19 protein-coding genes are annotated in these 17,458 nt (G+C 66.9%); 12 read left to right on the forward strand and 7 right to left on the reverse strand.

From position 1 onward, the window contains the following. The first annotated feature begins 1 nt into the window (after position 1). The 3 genes from ACFYO1_RS22655 (at position 2) to ACFYO1_RS22665 (ending at position 2,007) form a co-directional block, all read left to right on the forward strand. Positions 2 to 469 (forward strand): hypothetical protein, encoded by a 468-nt coding sequence (locus tag ACFYO1_RS22655; RefSeq protein ID WP_387234184.1) that lies wholly within the window; start codon positions 2 to 4, stop codon positions 467 to 469. Next, a complete protein-coding gene (locus tag ACFYO1_RS22660; protein WP_387234187.1) occupies positions 466 to 825 on the forward strand; it encodes a hypothetical protein in 360 nt (119 codons plus the stop codon). Before ACFYO1_RS22655 ends, ACFYO1_RS22660 begins: the two co-directional genes overlap by 4 nt. A 303-nt stretch (positions 826 to 1,128) precedes the next feature. After that, a complete protein-coding gene (locus ACFYO1_RS22665; protein ID WP_387234189.1) occupies positions 1,129 to 2,007 on the forward strand; it encodes a hypothetical protein in 879 nt (292 codons plus the stop codon). Positions 2,008 to 2,011: 4 nt separating this feature from the next. On the opposite strand, the gene ACFYO1_RS22670 is transcribed toward ACFYO1_RS22665, so the two are convergent. After that, positions 2,012 to 2,548, reverse strand: a complete 537-nt coding sequence (locus ACFYO1_RS22670; protein ID WP_387234192.1) for a YdcF family protein — start codon at positions 2,546 to 2,548, stop codon at positions 2,012 to 2,014. Positions 2,549 to 2,682: 134 nt separating this feature from the next. On the opposite strand from ACFYO1_RS22670, the gene ACFYO1_RS22675 reads away from it, so the two are divergent. Further along, on the forward strand, positions 2,683 to 4,005 hold the full coding sequence (locus tag ACFYO1_RS22675) for a UDP-glucose dehydrogenase family protein (protein WP_387234195.1): 1,323 nt from the start codon (positions 2,683 to 2,685) through the stop codon (positions 4,003 to 4,005). Positions 4,006 to 4,143: 138 nt separating this feature from the next. Next, positions 4,144 to 5,442 (forward strand): Hsp70 family protein, encoded by a 1,299-nt coding sequence (locus ACFYO1_RS22680; RefSeq protein ID WP_387234197.1) that lies wholly within the window; start codon positions 4,144 to 4,146, stop codon positions 5,440 to 5,442. 163 nt (positions 5,443 to 5,605) lie between these two features. Here ACFYO1_RS22680 and ACFYO1_RS22685 read toward each other — a convergent pair whose 3' ends face one another. The 3 genes from ACFYO1_RS22685 to ACFYO1_RS22695 form a co-directional block, all read right to left on the reverse strand. Next, positions 5,606 to 6,877 carry a YibE/F family protein gene (locus ACFYO1_RS22685; RefSeq protein WP_387234200.1) on the reverse strand — a complete coding sequence of 424 codons (1,272 nt, stop codon included), beginning with the start codon at positions 6,875 to 6,877 and terminating at the stop codon, positions 5,606 to 5,608. A gap of 438 nt (positions 6,878 to 7,315) precedes the next feature. Further along, positions 7,316 to 8,572 (reverse strand): pyridoxal phosphate-dependent aminotransferase, encoded by a 1,257-nt coding sequence (locus ACFYO1_RS22690; protein WP_387235321.1) that lies wholly within the window; start codon positions 8,570 to 8,572, stop codon positions 7,316 to 7,318. Between the two features lie 109 nt (positions 8,573 to 8,681). Further along, entirely contained in the window at positions 8,682 to 9,692 is a 1,011-nt protein-coding gene (locus ACFYO1_RS22695; RefSeq protein ID WP_378722887.1) for an XRE family transcriptional regulator, read from the reverse strand. A 590-nt stretch (positions 9,693 to 10,282) separates the two neighbouring features. Between ACFYO1_RS22695 and ACFYO1_RS22700 the strand changes: the two genes are divergently transcribed. The 3 genes from ACFYO1_RS22700 (at position 10,283) to ACFYO1_RS22710 (ending at position 12,186) form a co-directional block, all read left to right on the forward strand. Further along, entirely contained in the window at positions 10,283 to 10,732 is a 450-nt protein-coding gene (locus ACFYO1_RS22700; RefSeq protein WP_387234203.1) for a hypothetical protein, read from the forward strand. Positions 10,733 to 10,901: 169 nt separating this feature from the next. Continuing rightward, positions 10,902 to 11,705: a helix-turn-helix domain-containing protein gene (locus ACFYO1_RS22705; protein ID WP_387234205.1), complete on the forward strand. Its 804-nt coding sequence runs from the start codon at positions 10,902 to 10,904 to the stop codon at positions 11,703 to 11,705. A gap of 79 nt (positions 11,706 to 11,784) precedes the next feature. Continuing rightward, entirely contained in the window at positions 11,785 to 12,186 is a 402-nt protein-coding gene (locus ACFYO1_RS22710) for a hypothetical protein (RefSeq protein ID WP_387234208.1), read from the forward strand. Positions 12,187 to 12,207: 21 nt separating this feature from the next. On the opposite strand, the gene dcd is transcribed toward ACFYO1_RS22710, so the two are convergent. Then, positions 12,208 to 12,807 (reverse strand): dCTP deaminase, encoded by a 600-nt coding sequence (dcd, locus tag ACFYO1_RS22715; protein ID WP_150400135.1) that lies wholly within the window; start codon positions 12,805 to 12,807, stop codon positions 12,208 to 12,210. 140 nt (positions 12,808 to 12,947) lie between these two features. On the opposite strand from dcd, the gene ACFYO1_RS22720 reads away from it, so the two are divergent. The 4 genes from ACFYO1_RS22720 to ACFYO1_RS22735 all read left to right on the forward strand — a co-directional run bounded on the left by ACFYO1_RS22720 (position 12,948) and on the right by ACFYO1_RS22735 (position 16,486). Next, positions 12,948 to 13,721 carry an SDR family NAD(P)-dependent oxidoreductase gene (locus tag ACFYO1_RS22720; protein WP_387234212.1) on the forward strand — a complete coding sequence of 258 codons (774 nt, stop codon included), beginning with the start codon at positions 12,948 to 12,950 and terminating at the stop codon, positions 13,719 to 13,721. A gap of 60 nt (positions 13,722 to 13,781) precedes the next feature. Further along, a complete protein-coding gene (locus ACFYO1_RS22725) occupies positions 13,782 to 14,453 on the forward strand; it encodes a phosphatase PAP2 family protein (protein WP_387235324.1) in 672 nt (223 codons plus the stop codon). A gap of 59 nt (positions 14,454 to 14,512) precedes the next feature. Further along, positions 14,513 to 15,226: an HAD family hydrolase gene (locus tag ACFYO1_RS22730; RefSeq protein WP_387234214.1), complete on the forward strand. Its 714-nt coding sequence runs from the start codon at positions 14,513 to 14,515 to the stop codon at positions 15,224 to 15,226. A gap of 75 nt (positions 15,227 to 15,301) precedes the next feature. Then, complete coding sequence (locus tag ACFYO1_RS22735; RefSeq protein ID WP_387234217.1) at positions 15,302 to 16,486, forward strand: serine hydrolase domain-containing protein; 1,185 nt, start codon at positions 15,302 to 15,304, stop codon at positions 16,484 to 16,486. Here ACFYO1_RS22735 and ACFYO1_RS22740 read toward each other — a convergent pair whose 3' ends face one another. Both ACFYO1_RS22740 and ACFYO1_RS22745 read right to left on the reverse strand, forming a co-directional pair. Then, positions 16,487 to 17,026, reverse strand: coding sequence for a hypothetical protein (locus ACFYO1_RS22740; protein WP_387234220.1), 540 nt, complete (start codon positions 17,024 to 17,026; stop codon positions 16,487 to 16,489). It lies immediately after the preceding gene. 3 nt (positions 17,027 to 17,029) lie between these two features. After that, a complete protein-coding gene (locus ACFYO1_RS22745) occupies positions 17,030 to 17,458 on the reverse strand; it encodes a hypothetical protein (RefSeq protein ID WP_387234223.1) in 429 nt (142 codons plus the stop codon).

Here is a 17,458-nt window from a genome sequence, read left to right on the forward strand (position 1 = left end):
TATGAGCGCAACAGCCACCTGGTCGGAGTTCCTACGCGATCCGAACCGGGTCATCGAGGCGATGGAGGAGAGCGGGGACGTGATCCTCGTTCGCCGCGCCGCCCCGCCTGTGCGGCTCTCCGACGCGGCCGAGTCGGCGGCCACCGAGGAGACCCTCGGTGCGCTGACCCAACTCCTGGCGATCGCGCTCGACGACGAAATCCTCGAACGACTCGTGGGCCGGCTGACCATCACATTCCCCTGGATCGAACTGCTGCCCGAGTCGGAACGAACCGAGTTCGTCGCGGACTTCCTCAACCACGCACGGGGCGGACTGGCCGTCGGCCGTCTCGCGGGCCTGACCGCAACCTTGGCCGCTTGGCGGGATACCGCTGCGGCACATGCCGATCCGCGGATCCGCATCGACGGCACCGACCTCAACTTCCTCGACAAGCCGGTGACGGTGCGCGACCCAAGGGGCGGTGAGTGAGCAAGCGGCAAGATGTGCCCCGACCGCTCAAACGATGCGAATACGAACTCGCCTTCGTCACCAGCGAGGCCCAGAAGGGCTGGATAGATTGTCTCGCCGCCGCCCGCAACGCGATGGTCGACGCCTGGGACACCCTTACTCGCGCACCAGAGGTCCAGTCCCCACGTCTCTATTCACTCAAGGGCGAATTGCGATACGGCACCTATCAGGGCCGGACTTATGAGCGGTACCAGTACAAGTTCACCGACGGCGGCCGACTCTGGTACTTCGTAGAACACGCGCCGAAGGGAAGCAAGACTGCCGGCCGAGTGCTGCTCGAACGATGTCTGCCGGGCCATCCGAAGGAAACCGAGTAGCACATCGGGTACGGGTCCGTGCGGCGGCCGAACCACCCGCAAGCGATGTCCATCGATTGCTCGGCACAGAGCGAAGAGCATGAAAATTCGGCCCGTCTACCTGCAGCTATTTACACATATAGTCGCGTAAGAGACCTATTCTGCACAACACGGCCACACCCATATACGGGGTCGAACGACCGCCGAAATTCGGTGTGGCGGCGGGGGTTCGGGGGGTCTAGATTGGGTCGGTTCTGGACTGAGAGGGAATTGATGGGGACCGACGGTGTCGTGATGAGTGTGGTGGGGTTCGTGGTTCGGGGGGTGGATGAGCCTGTGGTTGCCGAGGTTCCGGCGACGGACGAGGAGGGGGTGATGCGGGCTTGGGGGCAGGTGTTTCGGCGGCGGCGGGTGCCTGCGGAGCATGTGCTGGCGATCCATGCGGAGTGGGAGCCGTCGGCGGCGGATCGGGAGTTCATGACGCGGAATTTTCCCAATCTCGCCTCGGTGACGTTCGGGTTCGAGCGCCCGGCGCCCGACGGGTGGCCCGCGGCGTTCGAACGGGCCGCGGCGGAAGTGGCGCTGCGCGAGGCGGCCGCGCAGGATCTGCACGCGACGTTCGATTCGGCGAGCGGCGACCCGGAAGCCGCTGCGCCGGTGCTGCTTCCGCTGCTGCGGATGGTTCAGCTGCCGCCGCCGCTGTCCGCGTCGCGGGAGCTGATCCCGAATCAGCTGTACCTGCTGGCGGCGCGGGTCGCGCCGACCCCGCGCGGGACCTTGGGCATGAGCTGGGTGATGCGCAATCAGGTCGACAGCGGCGAGATCGATTTCGACGAGGTGCTGGCGGAGGCGTTCTCGAATCTGTTCGACGGCATGCGGATCGGCGTCGGCGAATCCACAGACCGGACCGAGCGGCTGCTCTCCTTCGAGGGACAGTCCCCGACCTACATGCCTGCCGCCGCGATCGCCGCGCCGGATTTCCACGACCGGCTGGTCGAGCTCCTCGGCGGTGATCGTTTCGTGGCCGGAATCTCCTGCCACGACAAGTTGCATGTGGTGCGCGCGGATTCGGGCTGGCTGGGCGACCTCGAGCGGATGGTGTTCGCGGCCGATCACCTCGAGGAGGACCTGGTCCCGACACTGCTGGCGATCGAGCCCGGGAGTATCCGCATCCTCGAGCAGAACGGCACACCACTGATGTGAGCCGCTAACACCCCTCGAAGACGGCCTTGATATAGCCGGCGGATTGGTAGAAGTAGTCGTAAGCCCATCGCGCGACGGACAGGCGCGGTTCTGGATCGACGAAGAGAAGCTCTCCGCCCCAGCACTTTCCGAGAATGTAGCGCGCCCGGGAAATGTGCGGCGTGAAGGTGACGACGATGACCCGGCGCCAGCCGCCGGCACGCGCCATGCGGGCGAGGGCACGCCCCTCACCCCGGGTGGTGCGCGGCGACGGATCGAAGCACACCACCTCGAAGCTGTAGCCGCCGTGGCAGATTCGATTGATCAGCGCGCTGTGCTCGTACGGATCGGAGACGAGGACGCGCGGAGCGAGACCGTCGTGGGCCAGCCGAAGGGCTAACCGCTCGCGCCCGTCATGGGCCCCGCCGAGCACGAGGATGGCGTCGGCGGCGACCGGAGTGTCGGTGCGCGGACGGACGTAGACGGGCCACAACGCGGTCACCGCCACGGCCACCACGAGGACGAGCACGAACCCGGCCCAACCCCATCGGCGACATCGCATCCGATCGATGCTAGCCGGATCAGCGCAGGTCAGGGCCTCCGGCTCGATATATGTCGCCACATGTACACCTACCGTTGCCGTGACCCTTGCCTCGGTGACGCGGGGTGGCCACCGGCGGGGCTTATCAATCGATCATGCGATGCACAGTCTTCGGAACCGGGTACCTCGGGGCCACGCACGCGGCGTGCATGGCCGAGCTCGGGCACGACGTCATCGGGGTGGACGTCGACCCGGGCAAGGTCGCGAAGCTGTCCGATGGCGTGGTGCCGTTCTACGAACCCGGACTCGAGGATGTGCTGCGGCGCAATCTCGACTCCGGCAGGCTGCGCTTCACCACCTCCTACGCCGAGGCGGCGGACCACGCCGACGTGCATTTCCTCGGCGTGGGCACGCCGCAGAAGAAGGGCGAGTACGCCGCCGACCTGAAATACGTACACGCCGTGGTGGACACGCTCGCGCCGATGCTGGAGCGGCCGTCGGTGATCATCGGCAAGTCGACGGTGCCGGTGGGCACGGCCGCCGCGCTCGGCGTCCGGGCTCGGCAGCTGACGTCGGCGGACGTCGAGGTCGCCTGGAACCCGGAGTTCCTGCGCGAGGGCTTCGCGGTGAAGGACACGCTGCGCCCGGATCGCCTTGTGCTGGGCGTGGATCGGGAACGCGCGGCGGCGGGCTGGGTCGAGGACATGGTGCGTGCGGTCTACGCGGACCTGATCGCCGACGAGGTGCCGTTCCTCCTGACCGATTTGGCCACCGCCGAATTGGTGAAAGTCTCGGCGAACGCCTTTCTGGCAACGAAGATTTCATTCATCAACGCGGTATCGGAAGTCTGCGAGGCGACCGGCGCCGACGTGACGATGCTGGCCGACGCACTCGGCTACGACGCGCGCATCGGCCGCCGATTCCTCAATGCCGGACTGGGTTTCGGCGGCGGTTGCCTGCCGAAGGATATTCGGGCGTTCATGGCGCGCTCCGGTGAACTCGGCGCCGACCACGCGGTGGCATTCCTGCGCGAGGTCGACAACATCAACATGCGGCGCCGCACCAAGGTGGTGGACATGGCCGCGCGCGCCTGTGGCGGTTCGCTGCTCGGTGCGAATGTCGCGGTGCTCGGCGCGGCGTTCAAACCGGAATCCGACGATGTTCGCGATTCGCCCGCGCTGAATGTGGCAGGCATGATCCAGTTGCACGGCGCAGTGGTGACGGTGTATGACCCTAAGGCGCTGGAGAATTCACGCCGGGTGTTCCCGACGCTGAACTACGCGACCTCGGTCGCGGAGGCATGTGAGCGAGCCGACGTTGTGCTGGTACTCACCGAATGGGACGAGTTCACCGCACTGCGACCGGAGGATTTGAATCGGGTAGTTCGGACAAAGTCGATCATCGACGGACGGAATTGTCTCAATCGTGCCAACTGGCGAGCGGCCGGATGGGTGTACGCGGGACTCGGTACGCCGTAGAGTTGCGTCGCGAAGGGCGGGTCTACGTCGGGATGAATAGTCCTGCCGTATGCACAGACGCTCGTCGACGGTATGGTCCGGAGAGCGGGCCTTCGCGCTGGCTCGCATGTCGTGAAGTGTGAACGAGATGGGCAGCTGATGAGTTCGGTATTGGGAGTTTCGGTGGGGGCCGGCGCTGTCCGTATGGCGCGACCACACACCGCGAACCCCCACGGGCACGTCGAGGCGCATTCGTTCGATCTGCAGACCATTCCGGTGGGCGAGCAGTCCGTCGAGGAACTGGCCGCCGAGGCCATCGGCGTCACGCTGGAGACCACGCCCGGCATCACCGCGACCGCCATCGCCTACCGCAGCGAGCAGCACGCGCGCGCGCTCCGCGCGGCCATGGCCCGCCAGCAGCTGACCAACTACGAACTGGTCCCCGAGGTCGTCGCCGCGCTCGAATTCGCCCAGTCCACCGGCGATATCCGCGGCATCTCCTCGCTCGTCGTGTACGACCTCGGCAGCTCCGGGCTCACCGTGAGCGTGGTCGACACCCAGTCCCGCGAGGTGCGCCACAGCGAACGCACCAGCGATATCAGCGGCGACTACCTGGACTCGCTGATCCGCGAACAGCAGATCGCCTCCGGCCGGATCGCACATCCGCCGGACGCGGCAGGCCTGGCCGTGCTGGACGGACTGTGCCGCGAGGCCAAGGAGCAACTGTCCTCGAACACCGCGGTCGCGCTGCCCAGTGAGCAGGGCCTGGTGCTGCTGGCCCAGGAGAACTTCGAGTCGCTGATCATGCTGGCGATCGAGTCGTCGGCGCGGATGGCGCGCGACGTGATCACCCGCTCCGATCGCCCGGTGCACGGCGTGCTCGCGATCGGCGGCTGCGCCCGGATTCCGCTGGTGGCCAGGGTTCTCGAACGGTGGATGGGCGTTCCGGTGATCGTGCCGGAGAGCCCGGAGACGGTCGTCGCCCGCGGCGCCGCGCTGCTGGCCCGGCCGGTGCTGCCGGAGCCGGTGGCCGCTCCCACGACGCTCGACCCCGAGCTGTCGCCCGCGTGGCTGTCCGCTCCGCCGAAGCGCCGCAAGCGCGAGATCAGCGGCGCGGTGCTGACCGTCAGCGCCCTGGCGGTGGTCGCCGCGATCGGGCTCGGCCTCGGGTACGGTCCGCAGGTGCTGCAACGGGATTCGCACAGCGAGGGTTCCCCCTCGGCGCCGACCACCACCGTGCCCCGCACCACCAGCCTCGCCCCCCAGATCGCCGTCGCCCCCGCGACACCCACCGAGTCCGCCGCCGAATCGGTCGCCGCGCCCCCGCCGCGCCGCCAGACCACCACCGAGGCGCCGCCACCCCCGCCCGGCCCGAACACCATTGTCGTGCCCGGCCTTCCGCCGATCGTGGTACCGACCATCCCGCCCGAGGTGTTCCCCTTCCCACCGCCACGCTGAACGTCAGATGAACAGTCGCGAACCCGGCTGTGCCCTCCGCCACACTGAGTACGTCGCAATAAGCTGCGCGTTCCCGCGCGCCTTCTGATGTTCCGCACCGGAAATCGCATGCGATTCTCGGTGCGGGAAATCAGAAGGCATGCGGCGAAAGACGGGACTCGAATCAGCCGCGCGCGTGCCGGGCTCGACGCTGAGGCTCGACGTGCTCACGCTTGCCGAACGGCTTGGCGAGGACGACCGCGATGGCGGTGGTCAGCGGGACCGACAGGGCGAGCGCGATACCGCCGACCGACGAACGAGCGATCTCGATAGCCACCGCGTCTCCGGTCAGCACATCGCGAATGGACCGCCCGGCGACGCTGAACAACATCAGCAGCGGCAACGCGCCACCGGCGTAGGCCAGCACCAGGGTGTACACGGTGCTCGCGATGTGGTCCCGCCCGACGCGCATGGCCGCGGTGAAAACCTCACGCCGAGTGGCCGACTCGTCGATCGCCGCCAGCTCGAACGCGGCCGACGCCTGAGTGATGGTGACGTCGTTGAGCACACCGAGCGAGCCGATGATGAACCCGGCCAGCAGCAACCCGGTGATGCTGACGTGCTCGATATAGGTGGCGACGTTGGTGTTCTGCTCCTCGGACAGCCCGGTCAGATGGGTCATCTTGATGGCCACCCAGGACAGCACCGCCGCGACGATCATCGAGGTCAAGGTGCCGAGCAACGCCGAACTCGTGCGCAGATTCACCCCGTGCGCGAGGTACAGCACGGCATAGAGGATCAGCGCGCCCGAGACCAGCGCGACCGGAATCGCCGGCTTGCCGTCCAGCAGCGCGGGCAGCAGGAACATCACCAGCACCGCGAAGGCGAACACCAGCCCGAGTAGCGCGCGCAGTCCGCGCCAGCGCGCCACCACCACGATCACCACGACGAACACCGCCACGATCAGCAGCAGCGGCAGGCCGCGCGAATAATCTTCGAACGAGTACATCGGGGTGCCGCTCGGATCGGCCTGCCGCACCAGCCGGAGCTTGTCACCCGCGTGCAGATCGGGTTGGCCTGGGCCGGGCGGGATTTCGAGCAGCGTCCGGTTGCCCTGGTGCGGCCCGGACTCGATGTCGATCACGCTGCGCTGGCAGGTGTAGGCGTTGACCGGCGGCGCGGTCGGCTTGTCCGCGAACACCTTGCCGATCGAGGGGCTGCCGCACGGGCCGATGTCTTGCAGGACCACGGTGCCCGCCTCGGTCTGCACGGCGCCGCCGCCGGCGTTCTGCATCGGCAGCGGAATGTCGATGTGCTGTTTGCTCGGCCACAGCAGGACCGCGCCGACCAGCACGATGACGCCGATGACGGTGAGCAACCCGACGACGACGCGGGCGGCGTTGTCACCGATCGCGATCGGACCGGAGTGATCGTGGTGATGGTGATGCTCGGTCATGGCTGCGCGGGGCTCCTACCCTGTCCGTGGAAAATCGCTGGGTGGTTCCCAGCGGGCAGGAACGGCGCTGTTCAGCCCGAGTCGGCTGCCCGCAGCAGAGCTTAAAGGATTTCATTTTCAAAAGCGGGGTGGCGACCGGAAAGGCAGGCCGGAGTCGGCTCGGAGGCCGGAAAAGGGTTCGGAGGGGGCGGCGGAGAGCAGGGGGATGTCTCCGCCGCCCACAGGCCGGCGGCCCAGGGGGGTAGGCGGCCGAACCCGAGACCGGGTTAACCCAGGGGGGTAGGCAACCCGGCCGGGCACTCGAAAGTGCCGAGTCCTACTGTACACAAAAGTACTTCTAATGCGCTAGCTAGTCTCCAAACTTCGCGTATATCCATACATTCGGTCGGTTTAAGAGCTATAAGCGGGGCGACTCAGACGGTAGGACCGTTCTACAGACTATTGCCGATAGCTCGACAGGAAGTTGCCGAAACGCTCGATGGCCACCGCGAGGTCCCTGGCCCACGGCAGCGTGACGATCCGCAGATGATCATGGTCGGGCCAGTTGAAGCCGGTCCCCTGCACCATCAAGATCTTCTCCTGCAACAGCAGATCCAGGATCAGCTTCGAATCGTCATGGATCTCATGGACATTCGGATCCAGCCGGGGGAACGCGTAGAGCGCACCCTTCGGCTTCACACACGACACACCGGGAATCATGTTCAGCCGCTCCCACGCGACGTCGCGCTGCTCCAGCAACCGCCCGCCGGGCAGGATCAGATCCTCGATGCTCTGATGGCCGCCGAGCGCGACCTGAATCGCATGCTGCGCAGGCACATTCGGGCACAGCCTGGACGAGGCGAGCAGGTCGATACCCTCCAGCAGACCGGATGCGTGATCCTTCGGGCCGGTGATGGCCAGCCACCCCGCGCGATACCCCGCCACCCGGTACGCCTTGGACAGCCCGTTGAACGTGAGGCACAACAGATCTGGCGCCACCGAGGCCAGCGAAATGTGCTTCGCGTCGTCGTAGAGGATCTTGTCGTAGATCTCGTCGGCGAGCAGCAGCAGCTGGTGCTTACGCGCGATATCGGCGAGTTGCTGGAGAATTTCCGCAGAATATACGGCGCCGGTCGGATTATTCGGATTGATCACCAAAAGCGCCTTGGTTTTGTCGGTGATCTTCGATTCGATATCGGCGATGTCGGGCTGCCAGTCGCTGGACTCGTCGCACAGATAGTGCACCGGCGTGCCGCCGGCCAAACTCGTCATCGCGGTCCACAGCGGATAGTCCGGCGCCGGGATCAGCACCTCGTCACCATTGTCGAGCAGGGCCTGCATGGTGATGGTGATCAGCTCGGAGACGCCGTTGCCGAGGTACACGCTGTCCACGTCGAGTTCCGGGAAGCCGGGTACCAGTTCGTAGCGGGTGACGATGGCCCGCCGGGCGGACAGGATGCCCTTGGATTCGGAGTAGCCCTGCGCATACGGAAGCGCCGCGATGATGTCGCGCATGATCACGTCGGGGGCCTCGAACCCGAACGGCGCGGGGTTGCCGATGTTGAGCTTGAGGATCCGGTGACCCTCTGCCTCCAGCCGTGCCGCCTGCGCGTGTACCGGTCCACGAATCTCGTAGACGACATTCTGCAGCTTCGTGGACTGCTCCAGAACGCGCGGCGGGCGATGCGGTAGATGACTTGGGCTCACCCGTCCTATGGTGCCACTCGCCGCAACCGGATATAGCCCCGCTCGGTACCAATTGCCCGCATTTCACTGGCACAACGCAAGCGTGTCGGCCCGCTTATCGGCCATTGTGACGAGGACCTCAGGAAGCGGGGTTGCCAGGCGGTATCCCTTTCGCGGCCGTCGCGCCGCAGAATTCCTCGATTCGCTCGTCCAGGGAGCGCGCCTCGATCACGTCCCGGAAGTCCGGACCGGCGATCCGCCTGCGCACCCCGGTCAGTCGCTCCTCCAGCGGGGCGATGCGCTTGTCCTCGGCAAGCCCGAGCACGGGGCTCAGCGCTTCGGCGGCGCCCTCCAAGCTGCCGTTGATCAGGTGCGCGGCCGCGCAATCCACGCGCGCCAGCGACTCGGCGCCGTACGACCGCTGCTCGGACGGGCCGCTCGAGTACAGCTCGATGGCCCGCTGCGTGGCGGCGAGCGCGGGCGCCGCCAGCCCGAGGTGAATGTAGGTCGCACCGGCGTAGTACTGGGCCTTCGCCGCGTTGAAGCCGAACACGCCGCCCACTTCGTCGTGCAGCGTGTCGGTCCCGGCCACCTCGCGGGCATCGTCGGCGGCGCGGATGCAGCGGTCCGCTTCGGCCGAACTGCCGAGCTTCGACCAGATCCTGGCCTCGATATTGAGCAACCGCACCTTCGCCGTCGCCGATTCCGCGAACTCCTGGCCGCTCTGCGCCAGCAGCACCCCGCGCCGCGGTCGCTCCGACCAGTATTCGATGAGCGCGTGCATGCCCCGGGTCCATGCCCGTAACCCGTTGTGCTCGCACAATTCCGAGTAGGCCCACGCCGCTCTGATCTGTTCACCCGCCGCGTCGTAGTAGCCGAGGTCGGTACTGGCATTGGCGAGCAGACCCGACAGGGTGCCCGCCACCAGGTACAGGTGGCTGGTATCCGCCGGGCGCTGATGTCCCTCCAGCAGCCGGTAGACCCGGCGTCGCACCCGCAACATCTCGACCATCATGGGCACCGGGGGGACATGCACATAGTCGTTCGCGATGCGGGTCACATCGGCGTCGAGCTGTTCCAAGGTGGTCGCACCCACATTCGTGCTCTCCGCCTGGCCGGCGTGCTCGCTGGCCTCATGGGCAGCCGCCATGATCAGATCCCTCTCCGAAATCTCTGCTAACGCATCACCTCTCATCGCACCGGCGTCTATGAGAGCCAAAAGGTCCGCGTCGCTCGAATATTGGGCGCGCGCCGAGGAATCGGCGGGCGCGTCGAACTCCGGTGCGGTCGGCCGATCAGCCGGCGGCTGATCGACCATTGCCGCAAACCGTGCTCGCACAACGTCGTCCGACCTGGCCAGGGAGGTATCGAGAGCGGCTTGGTTGATCGGACGTGGATGGACCCGGACGCCGCCGGCCTCCCACTTCGACACCAGGCGTTCGTGCACCCCGAGGTGGGCCGCGAACTGCCGGATGCTCATGCGTTTGGCATCGCGAAGGGCACGGGCCTCTTTACCTGACCATTGCCGGACCACGATGTCATCCCTTCCGAACGAACTCTTTCCCAGGGTACGAGGGGTTTGTGAGCACGGCCACATACGAAATAGAGCTGGTATCAGAGTCATCCGAAACGACACCGCTTCCCAGAGGCAGCGGAAGGGCAGCAGAAGGCGGGCGTGCGGGCAATACCGCATCGGGCCCGAGCCCTGGACCCTTGAGGGCGGGAGGCAAGGAGTTCGCCGTGAATGTGGAGAAACTCAGGACTGTCGACGATTGGGTGGCGTTCTACCGGCATGAGTTCGGGCTACCGGTAGCGGAGCGTGGCGGGTTCGTCATGCTGCCGATCACCAGCCGCGTCTGCGTCGTCCACTTGCCGACCGCCCGTGCCGAAAAGGTGCGGGGCGCACTGGATCAGCAAGGGACCAGGGGGCCCATGCTGGCCAGGCAGATCCGGTGGAGCTTTCTCGCCGAACCGGACAGTCGGCCGGGAACGCAGGTATTGGAGGTGCTCAATCGCCTCGATATCGGCATTCCCGCCATCGGCAGTGCCGTGATGTTGCCGACCGGCCTCGGACGGTGGACCCGGGAAGGGTGCTTCTGGGTATCCCCGCCGAGACGCGGCGACACGCTGCCACCGCTATCCGTCATCATCACGACGGCGCTGGCGGTGGGAGCGGGTGGCGGGGACTGATCACGCGCCGCGATCGGTTCCCGTTGCCGCCCGGTGCCGGACCGGGCCGAGTCCGCCCCTATTTTCGGCAGTCGACGGGGCGGACTCGGACCGGTGTCACTCGGCCGGTCCGGTCAGCTATCGCACGCTGGAGCGAGTCAAGGCGAGGAAGCCGCTCTAGTGTGGAGCGATGGGGAGCGATCGGCTGAGCGACCTGCGTGGGACGTACCAGGTGCGTGCGCACCAGGTCGTTCCCGCGTCGGCCGCCGCTTTCGCGGGCCTGGATGTGGTGCGCTGCTTCGGGTTCGATGTGCTGGAGCCGGAACCGGTGCGGCGCAGGAAGATTCCCGGCGGGACGGTGAAGATCGTGTTCGCGCTGGAAGGCACGTTCGAGGGGCGCAGTCTGGACCCCACCGCGCTGGTCGTCGGGTTACACGACCGGGCGGGGACGGCCGGGCACGCCGGGCGGATGCGCAGCGTGCAGGTGCAACTCGATCCACTGGCCGCGCGGCGGCTGCTCGGGGTGCCGATGGACGAATTGCGCAACGGGGCGGTGGAACTCACACAGTTGCACGGCCAGGCGGTGCGACGACTGGCCGAACGGCTCGCCGAGACACCCACGTGGAGTGAACGATTCACGCTGGTGGCCGACTATCTCCGGACGCGATCCGCGGACGACAACGCGGACCGGGCGATCACGCACGCCGTCCGGGAACTGCGGCGGTCGGAAGGGATGCTGCCGATCGCTCGGCTCGCGGCCGAAAGCGGTTGGAGTGCGCGACATTTCCGGCGACGGTTCGCCGAACAGGTCGGGCTCCCACCGAAGGACTACGGTTCGCTGCTGCGCTTCTCGGCGGCACTCACCGCGTTGACGCAGGATCCCCGGCACGACATGTGCCGTCTCGCTGACGATTTCGGCTACTACGACCAATCGCATCTGATCCGGGACTTCCGGCGCTTCGCCGGGACGTCACCGGGCCGGCTGCTCGGCTGAGCATGTCCTATTCGTCCAATACCGCGGCGATCGGCGCGCCGTAGCGTTCCTCGCACCCGACCGCGAAGGAACCTCCACGATGTCCGCTGCACCGATCACCGTGCGGATGGCCGCCCTCGGCATTGCCATTCACGCGATCAACCATGTTCTCGTCCTGGTGCTCTCGCCGTTCAGCTGGAACGTCGGCACCGTTTTCCATCTCATCCACGCGCCGCTCTATGCCGCGCTGGTGTGGCCGGTCCTGCGCGGCAAGAACTGGGCGCGGATCCTCATCACCGTGTTGCTGGGCGGTCAATTCATCGGGCGGTTCGTCGTGTGGGTGATGTTTCCCAGTGCCGGAGCGCATCTGGCCTTGATCGGCGGGTGGGCGCTGTCGATCGTCGTGCTGACCTTGCTGTGGGCACCAGGTACGAGTCGGCGGTACTTCCGGCGGACGCGCACGCGTGCGGGGACCACGGAGGCCGCAGAAGTGACTGGTTAGCAGTCACTCTCGGCAAATGACCTACCGCGATTCCGCGGCGTCGACCACTTCGGCGGGCAACGGGAAGTTCAGGTACGACTTCGACGGCGTCGGACCGCGTTGGCCCTGGTACTTCGAGCCCGCGATGGCGCTGCCGTACGGGTGCTCGGCCGGGCTGGTCAGCCGGAGCAGGCACAGCTGGCCGATCTTCATGCCGGGCCACAGGGTGATCGGCAGGTTCGCCACGTTCGACAGCTCGAGCGTGATGTGCCCGCTGAAGCCGGGATCGATGAAACCGGCGGTCGAGTGGGTCAGCAGGCCGAGCCGGCCGAGACTCGACTTGCCCTCCAGGCGGCCGGCCAGATCGTCCGGCAGCGAGCACACCTCGAGCGTGGAGCCCAGCACGAACTCGCCGGGGTGCAGCACGAACGGCTCGCCGGGCGCGGGCTCGACCAGGCTGGTCAGCTCGTCCTGGCGTTGCGCGGGATCGATGTGGGTGTAGCGGGAGTTGTCGAACACCCGGAACATCCCGTCCAGCCGCACGTCGATGCTCGACGGCTGGATCAGGCTCTCCAGGAGCGGCTCGACGCCGAGACGCCCAGCGGCGATCTCCGCACGGATGTCACGATCGGAAAGCAGCACGCCGAGCAGCGTAGCGCCTGCTCGTGCGCGCTCGGCAGGCGCTACGCGGGTGCGCGCCTTTTCGGCGCGCGACGAGTCAGCGAGGCCGATACTCTCGCATTCGTTCGGGCGATGCGGCCCGCGACCGAAGGGATCAGCACATGACCGAGGCATCACTGTTCGATCTGACCGGCCACGTGTCCGTCGTCACCGGCGGCAACTCCGGCATCGGCCTCGGCTTCGCCCGCGGACTCGCGCGGGCAGGCGCCGACGTCTGCATCGTCGGTCGCAACCCCGAACGCAATGCCGATGCCGCCGACATCCTGCGGGCCTACGGCGGCCGGGTGCTCGCGCTGTCCTGCGATGTCGGCGACGAGCAGCAGGTGATCGACACCATCGCCCGGACCGCCGACGAGCTCGGCCGCATCGATTCGTGTTTCGTCAATGCCGGCGTGCCCCAGGGGGTCACGCCGTTCCTGGAGATGGACCTCGCCGAGTTCCGCAGGATCACCTCGATCAACCTCGACGCCGCGTTCGTCACGCTGCGCGAGGCCGCAAAGGTGATGGTGGCGCAGGGCGACGGCGGCAGCCTCGTCGGCACCGCCAGTCTCGCTGCCCGCCAGGGCGTTCCGCGTGGACAGGGGTACGCGGCGAGCAAGGCCGGGTTGATCGCCGTCATGAACTCCATCGCCGTCGAACTCGGCAAGCACGGCATCCGGGCCAACTCGGTGCTGCCCGGATGGGTCGAAACCCCCATGACCGACGGCGTTTTCGGGTGGGACCGGTTCCGCGATCGGGTGCAGCCGCGCATCCCGGCGAAGCGGTGGGGACGGCCGACCGACTTCGAATCGGTCGCGGTGTACCTGGCGAGCCCGGCCAGTTCGTACCACACCGGCGACACTTTGCTGATCGACGGCGGCTACAGCATGTTCTGACGCGCGGCGCAGTCCTCAGCCAATCCTCAGCATCGGGATGGGATCGTGGGATGGGTGACCATGAATTCCCCACCGGGCCGGAGCTGGAACCTGGTCCACGTCCTGGCCGTGCCGGCCGCCCTCCTCGCCGTTTTCGCCGTCGGACTGACCGGCAACGTCGTCGGGAAGGACGGACTCACCGCGATCGACACCCCGGTCGCGGACTGGGCCGTCGCGCATCGCAACGGCACGCTGACGCCCCTCGCGAAAATAATCAGCAACCTCGGCGGCACCGTCGCGATGACCATAGTGGCGGTGGTCGCCGTCGTCGCCTTCGCCCTGCGCGGATATCGCCGGGAGGCCGTACTGATGACCGTCGCCGGCCTCGGCGCCTGGGTGCTGGTGGACGGCGGCAAGAACCTGATCGCCCGGCCGCGGCCGCCGATTGCCGATCATCTGGTCGTCAAAACGAATTTCGCCTATCCGTCCGGGCACAGCCTCGGTTCGATCGTCGTGATCGGCGTCCTCGCCGTTCTGCTGATCCCCCGGCTGCGGCGCCCGGCGGCCCGCTGGATCGCGGCCGTCGCCGCCGTCGTATTCGTTGCCGCAGTGGGTCTTTCCCGCATCTACCTCGGGGTTCACTGGTCGACGGATGTGCTCGGCGGCTGGTCGCTCGGCGCGCTCTGGGTGATTCTCTGCTTCGGCGCCTACCGATACCTCGCTGAGCGACCGGATCGGGTCGCCAAGCGGTAGCTAGCCGTACGAGATCCAGCCGGTGCGCCGCGGCGCCCGCACCGTTAGCCTTCACCCTCGTGCCTGCACCCAACCCATGCCCCGAACACCTCTGCGCGGTCGTCTTCGACTGGCGGGGCACCCTCGTCTCGGAACTGACGCCGCACGGCTGGGCCCGCGAGGCGCTCCGCCGGATCGACCGCGACCACAGCGACGCGGCGGTCAGCACGCTCCTGCGCGATATCCGGACGGCCGCGGGCGAACCGAACCGGCTGCAGTCCCCGCACGGCAATACCAGCTACGAACGGCACAAAGAGACCTTCGACACCGTGTTCGCGGACGCTGGACTCGACACGTGCCTCGCCGAAGAACTGTTCGCGGTGGATTCCGATCCGGCGTACAACGCGTTCGCCGCCGACGCGGCGGACACCATCGCCGCGCTGCGCGATCACGGTTGCAAGATCGGCATTCTGAGCAATATCCACTTCGATATTCGCCCGGAGTTCGCCGCAGCGGGGTTGCTCGCATCGATCGACGCCTTCGTGCTGTCGGGTGAGCGTGGAATCCAGAAGCCCGACCCAGCCATCTTCGAACTGATGCTCAAGGAGCTCGACGCCCCCGCGGAGCAAACCCTCATGGTCGGCGACCGTTTCACCCGCGACGGGGCCGCCGCCGTCATCGGAATGCCGACCCTGCTCGTCCCCGCACTGACCGACCCTGAAAGACGCCAACTCCATCTGGTGACGAACACAGTCGGGATCCGGCCGAGCCGGTCCGTCCGAGCCGTCGGCTGATTCATCTAATAATGTCTTGGCGTAGAGGGGGTTTCGCAGGTTTCGAGGTGCCCCGCCGGAGTTGGTCGAGGAGGCATGGTCGTGGTGGACGGGTTGATCGAGCGCGGGTTCGAAGGGGTTTGTGCGGCGTTCGCGCAGGCGCAGAGCGGCGACGAGGGAGCGGCGCAGCTCTGTGTCTATCGGCATGGGCGCGCCGTCGTCGATCTCTGGACCGGGCAGGATCCGGAGTCCGGGATGGCGTGGGACGGGGAATCGCTGTCGGTGCTGATGTCGGTGTCGAAGGGGGTGACCGCGACCTGCGTGCACATGTTGATCGAGCGGGGACAGCTCGAGCTGTCGGCGCCGGTACGCGAGTACTGGCCGGAGTTCGCGGCGGGCGGTAAAGCCGACGTCACCGTCGCCGACCTGCTGGCGCACCGGGCGGGACTGCCCGGCTTCGACCCGGCGGCAGGCATCGGGGCTCGCGAGCTGACGGACTGGGCGATGTGCACGGAGACGCTCGCGGCGATGACGCCGCTGTGGCAGCCCGGCACCGCGTTCTACTACCACTCCATCACCTGGGGTTATTTGGCCGGCGAGCTGATCCGGCGGGTCAGTGGCAAGGGCGTCGGCGACTTCCTCGCCGCCGAAATCGCCGAGCCGCTCGGATTGAGCCTGTGGATCGGGCTGCCGGAAACCGAGGAGCATCGCGTCGTTCCGCAGTTCAGCCGCAAGGTACAGCCGAGCGCCGCGCAAGTGGCATCGGTCCTGGCCAACATCGGAATCGACACCGAAGCACCGGTGATCCGCACACTCCTCGCGACCGTCGAGACCAGGGAAGACGGGGTCGCGCTGCTCAACACCCGCGAAGGGCATGCCGCCGAGGTCCCGGCAGGCAACGCGATCGGCAACGCCCGCGCACTGGCCCGCCTATACGCCGCGACAATCGGCGAGGTCGACGGCATCCGCCTGCTCTCCCCCGACTCCGTCAATCGGGCCCGCCAACCACAAACCGACGGCCTCCGCGGCCCCGCGCCCCTGGACATCCTGCCGATAACCCACCGTTTCGCCAACGGCTACGAAATCAACGGCCCCGCCCATGCCATGCTCGGCGACGGCTCCTTCGGCCACATCGGCACCGGCGGCCGCCTCAGCTTCGCCCACCCCGAATCCGGCACCGCCGTCGGCTACACCTGCACCAACATGATCTGGGAAGACGCAGCCGGCCCCGACCCCCGCTGGTTGCCGTGGATGGCAGCACTTCAGGAGGCACTCGCCTGATCAGGAAAGTTTCACTCGGTCGAGGATTGACTTGATCAAGGGTTGCTGAGCATCGCAACTGACGGTCGAAGTGTCGTCCAACGCGGTTGTCCGCTTGGACGTGGCGGGCGCGATCGTCACGCTCAGACGGGCATCGTTATAGAAAACGGAGGCATTGCAGATGCCCCCTTTTTCCTCGGTGACCACTGCCGACTTTCCGGCAACATCCATCGTGCGCACGGACGGCAACATGCCGGGCTCCATCCGCGGCACCGGCGAACCCGACCCGTAGTTGCGATCGATCAGACTCACCGTCACGTAATCGCCCCAGCGGCAACCGATGCTGTCGACGTCCGCCGCCGCCGTCTTGGCCCGATCGACACGCTGCGGAGCAGTCACATCACCGCCCGAGTTGTAGGACAACGCCTCCACCTGCGCCGCATCGACCAGCGAACACGGATCGACATCCCGCCAACCCTGCTCCGCCGCAACATCTTTGCCGCACCCCGGCAACACTAGGCCGACCATCAAGATGCCCATGCCCGAGACAATCCGCTTCATCGTCTACACCAACCAACTCTTCGGTGGGCCGAGTTCCTCTTCGTCGTCGTACGGCTCGTCATAGCCCGTTCGATCATCCTGAATCACCGCACCACTGCTCGGATTGCCGGCGGTTGCGAAGCCGAACGGAATGCCCTGTTCGATCAGGCGGGCGACTTCCGGGGGTCGAGGCCTGCTTCCCTCCACCACATCGCGCCAGGTGTACTCACCACGAGCGATTGCGACCTCACAAGCGGCCAATTGCGGCGACGCGCCAGGTTTCCTGGCCATGGAGTTGAGCTGGGTTTCGGTAATGCCGGCGAACGGTTCCATATCCTCCTCGGCGAGTCGCTGCAAACGATTTCGCTGAGTCTCCAGATCCGCTAGCGAATTCTGAAACCGCCGCACTGCGGCTTCCGCGCCGGGTGGTATGTCGCTCTTGTCGATTCGCAT

Source organism: Nocardia sp. NPDC006044 (assembly GCF_042871115.1).
In the GTDB taxonomy this organism is placed as follows: domain Bacteria; phylum Actinomycetota; class Actinomycetes; order Mycobacteriales; family Mycobacteriaceae; genus Nocardia.

Coding starts and splice junctions, on each gene's coding strand:
- ACFYO1_RS22710 (WP_387234208.1), top strand. CDS start 11,785: ATGTCCGCTGCACCGATCACCGTGCGGATGGCCGCCCTCGGCATTGCC.
- ACFYO1_RS22740 (WP_387234220.1), bottom strand. CDS start 17,026: ATGAAGCGGATTGTCTCGGGCATGGGCATCTTGATGGTCGGCCTAGTG.
- ACFYO1_RS22675 (WP_387234195.1), top strand. CDS start 2,683: ATGCGATGCACAGTCTTCGGAACCGGGTACCTCGGGGCCACGCACGCG.
- ACFYO1_RS22720 (WP_387234212.1), top strand. CDS start 12,948: ATGACCGAGGCATCACTGTTCGATCTGACCGGCCACGTGTCCGTCGTC.
- ACFYO1_RS22725 (WP_387235324.1), top strand. CDS start 13,782: ATGAATTCCCCACCGGGCCGGAGCTGGAACCTGGTCCACGTCCTGGCC.
- ACFYO1_RS22695 (WP_378722887.1), bottom strand. CDS start 9,692: ATGGCGGCTGCCCATGAGGCCAGCGAGCACGCCGGCCAGGCGGAGAGC.
- ACFYO1_RS22745 (WP_387234223.1), bottom strand. CDS start 17,458: ATGCGAATCGACAAGAGCGACATACCACCCGGCGCGGAAGCCGCAGTG.
- ACFYO1_RS22680 (WP_387234197.1), top strand. CDS start 4,144: ATGAGTTCGGTATTGGGAGTTTCGGTGGGGGCCGGCGCTGTCCGTATG.
- ACFYO1_RS22735 (WP_387234217.1), top strand. CDS start 15,302: ATGGTCGTGGTGGACGGGTTGATCGAGCGCGGGTTCGAAGGGGTTTGT.
- ACFYO1_RS22705 (WP_387234205.1), top strand. CDS start 10,902: ATGGGGAGCGATCGGCTGAGCGACCTGCGTGGGACGTACCAGGTGCGT.
- ACFYO1_RS22685 (WP_387234200.1), bottom strand. CDS start 6,877: ATGACCGAGCATCACCATCACCACGATCACTCCGGTCCGATCGCGATC.
- ACFYO1_RS22655 (WP_387234184.1), top strand. CDS start 2: ATGAGCGCAACAGCCACCTGGTCGGAGTTCCTACGCGATCCGAACCGG.
- ACFYO1_RS22670 (WP_387234192.1), bottom strand. CDS start 2,548: ATGCGATGTCGCCGATGGGGTTGGGCCGGGTTCGTGCTCGTCCTCGTG.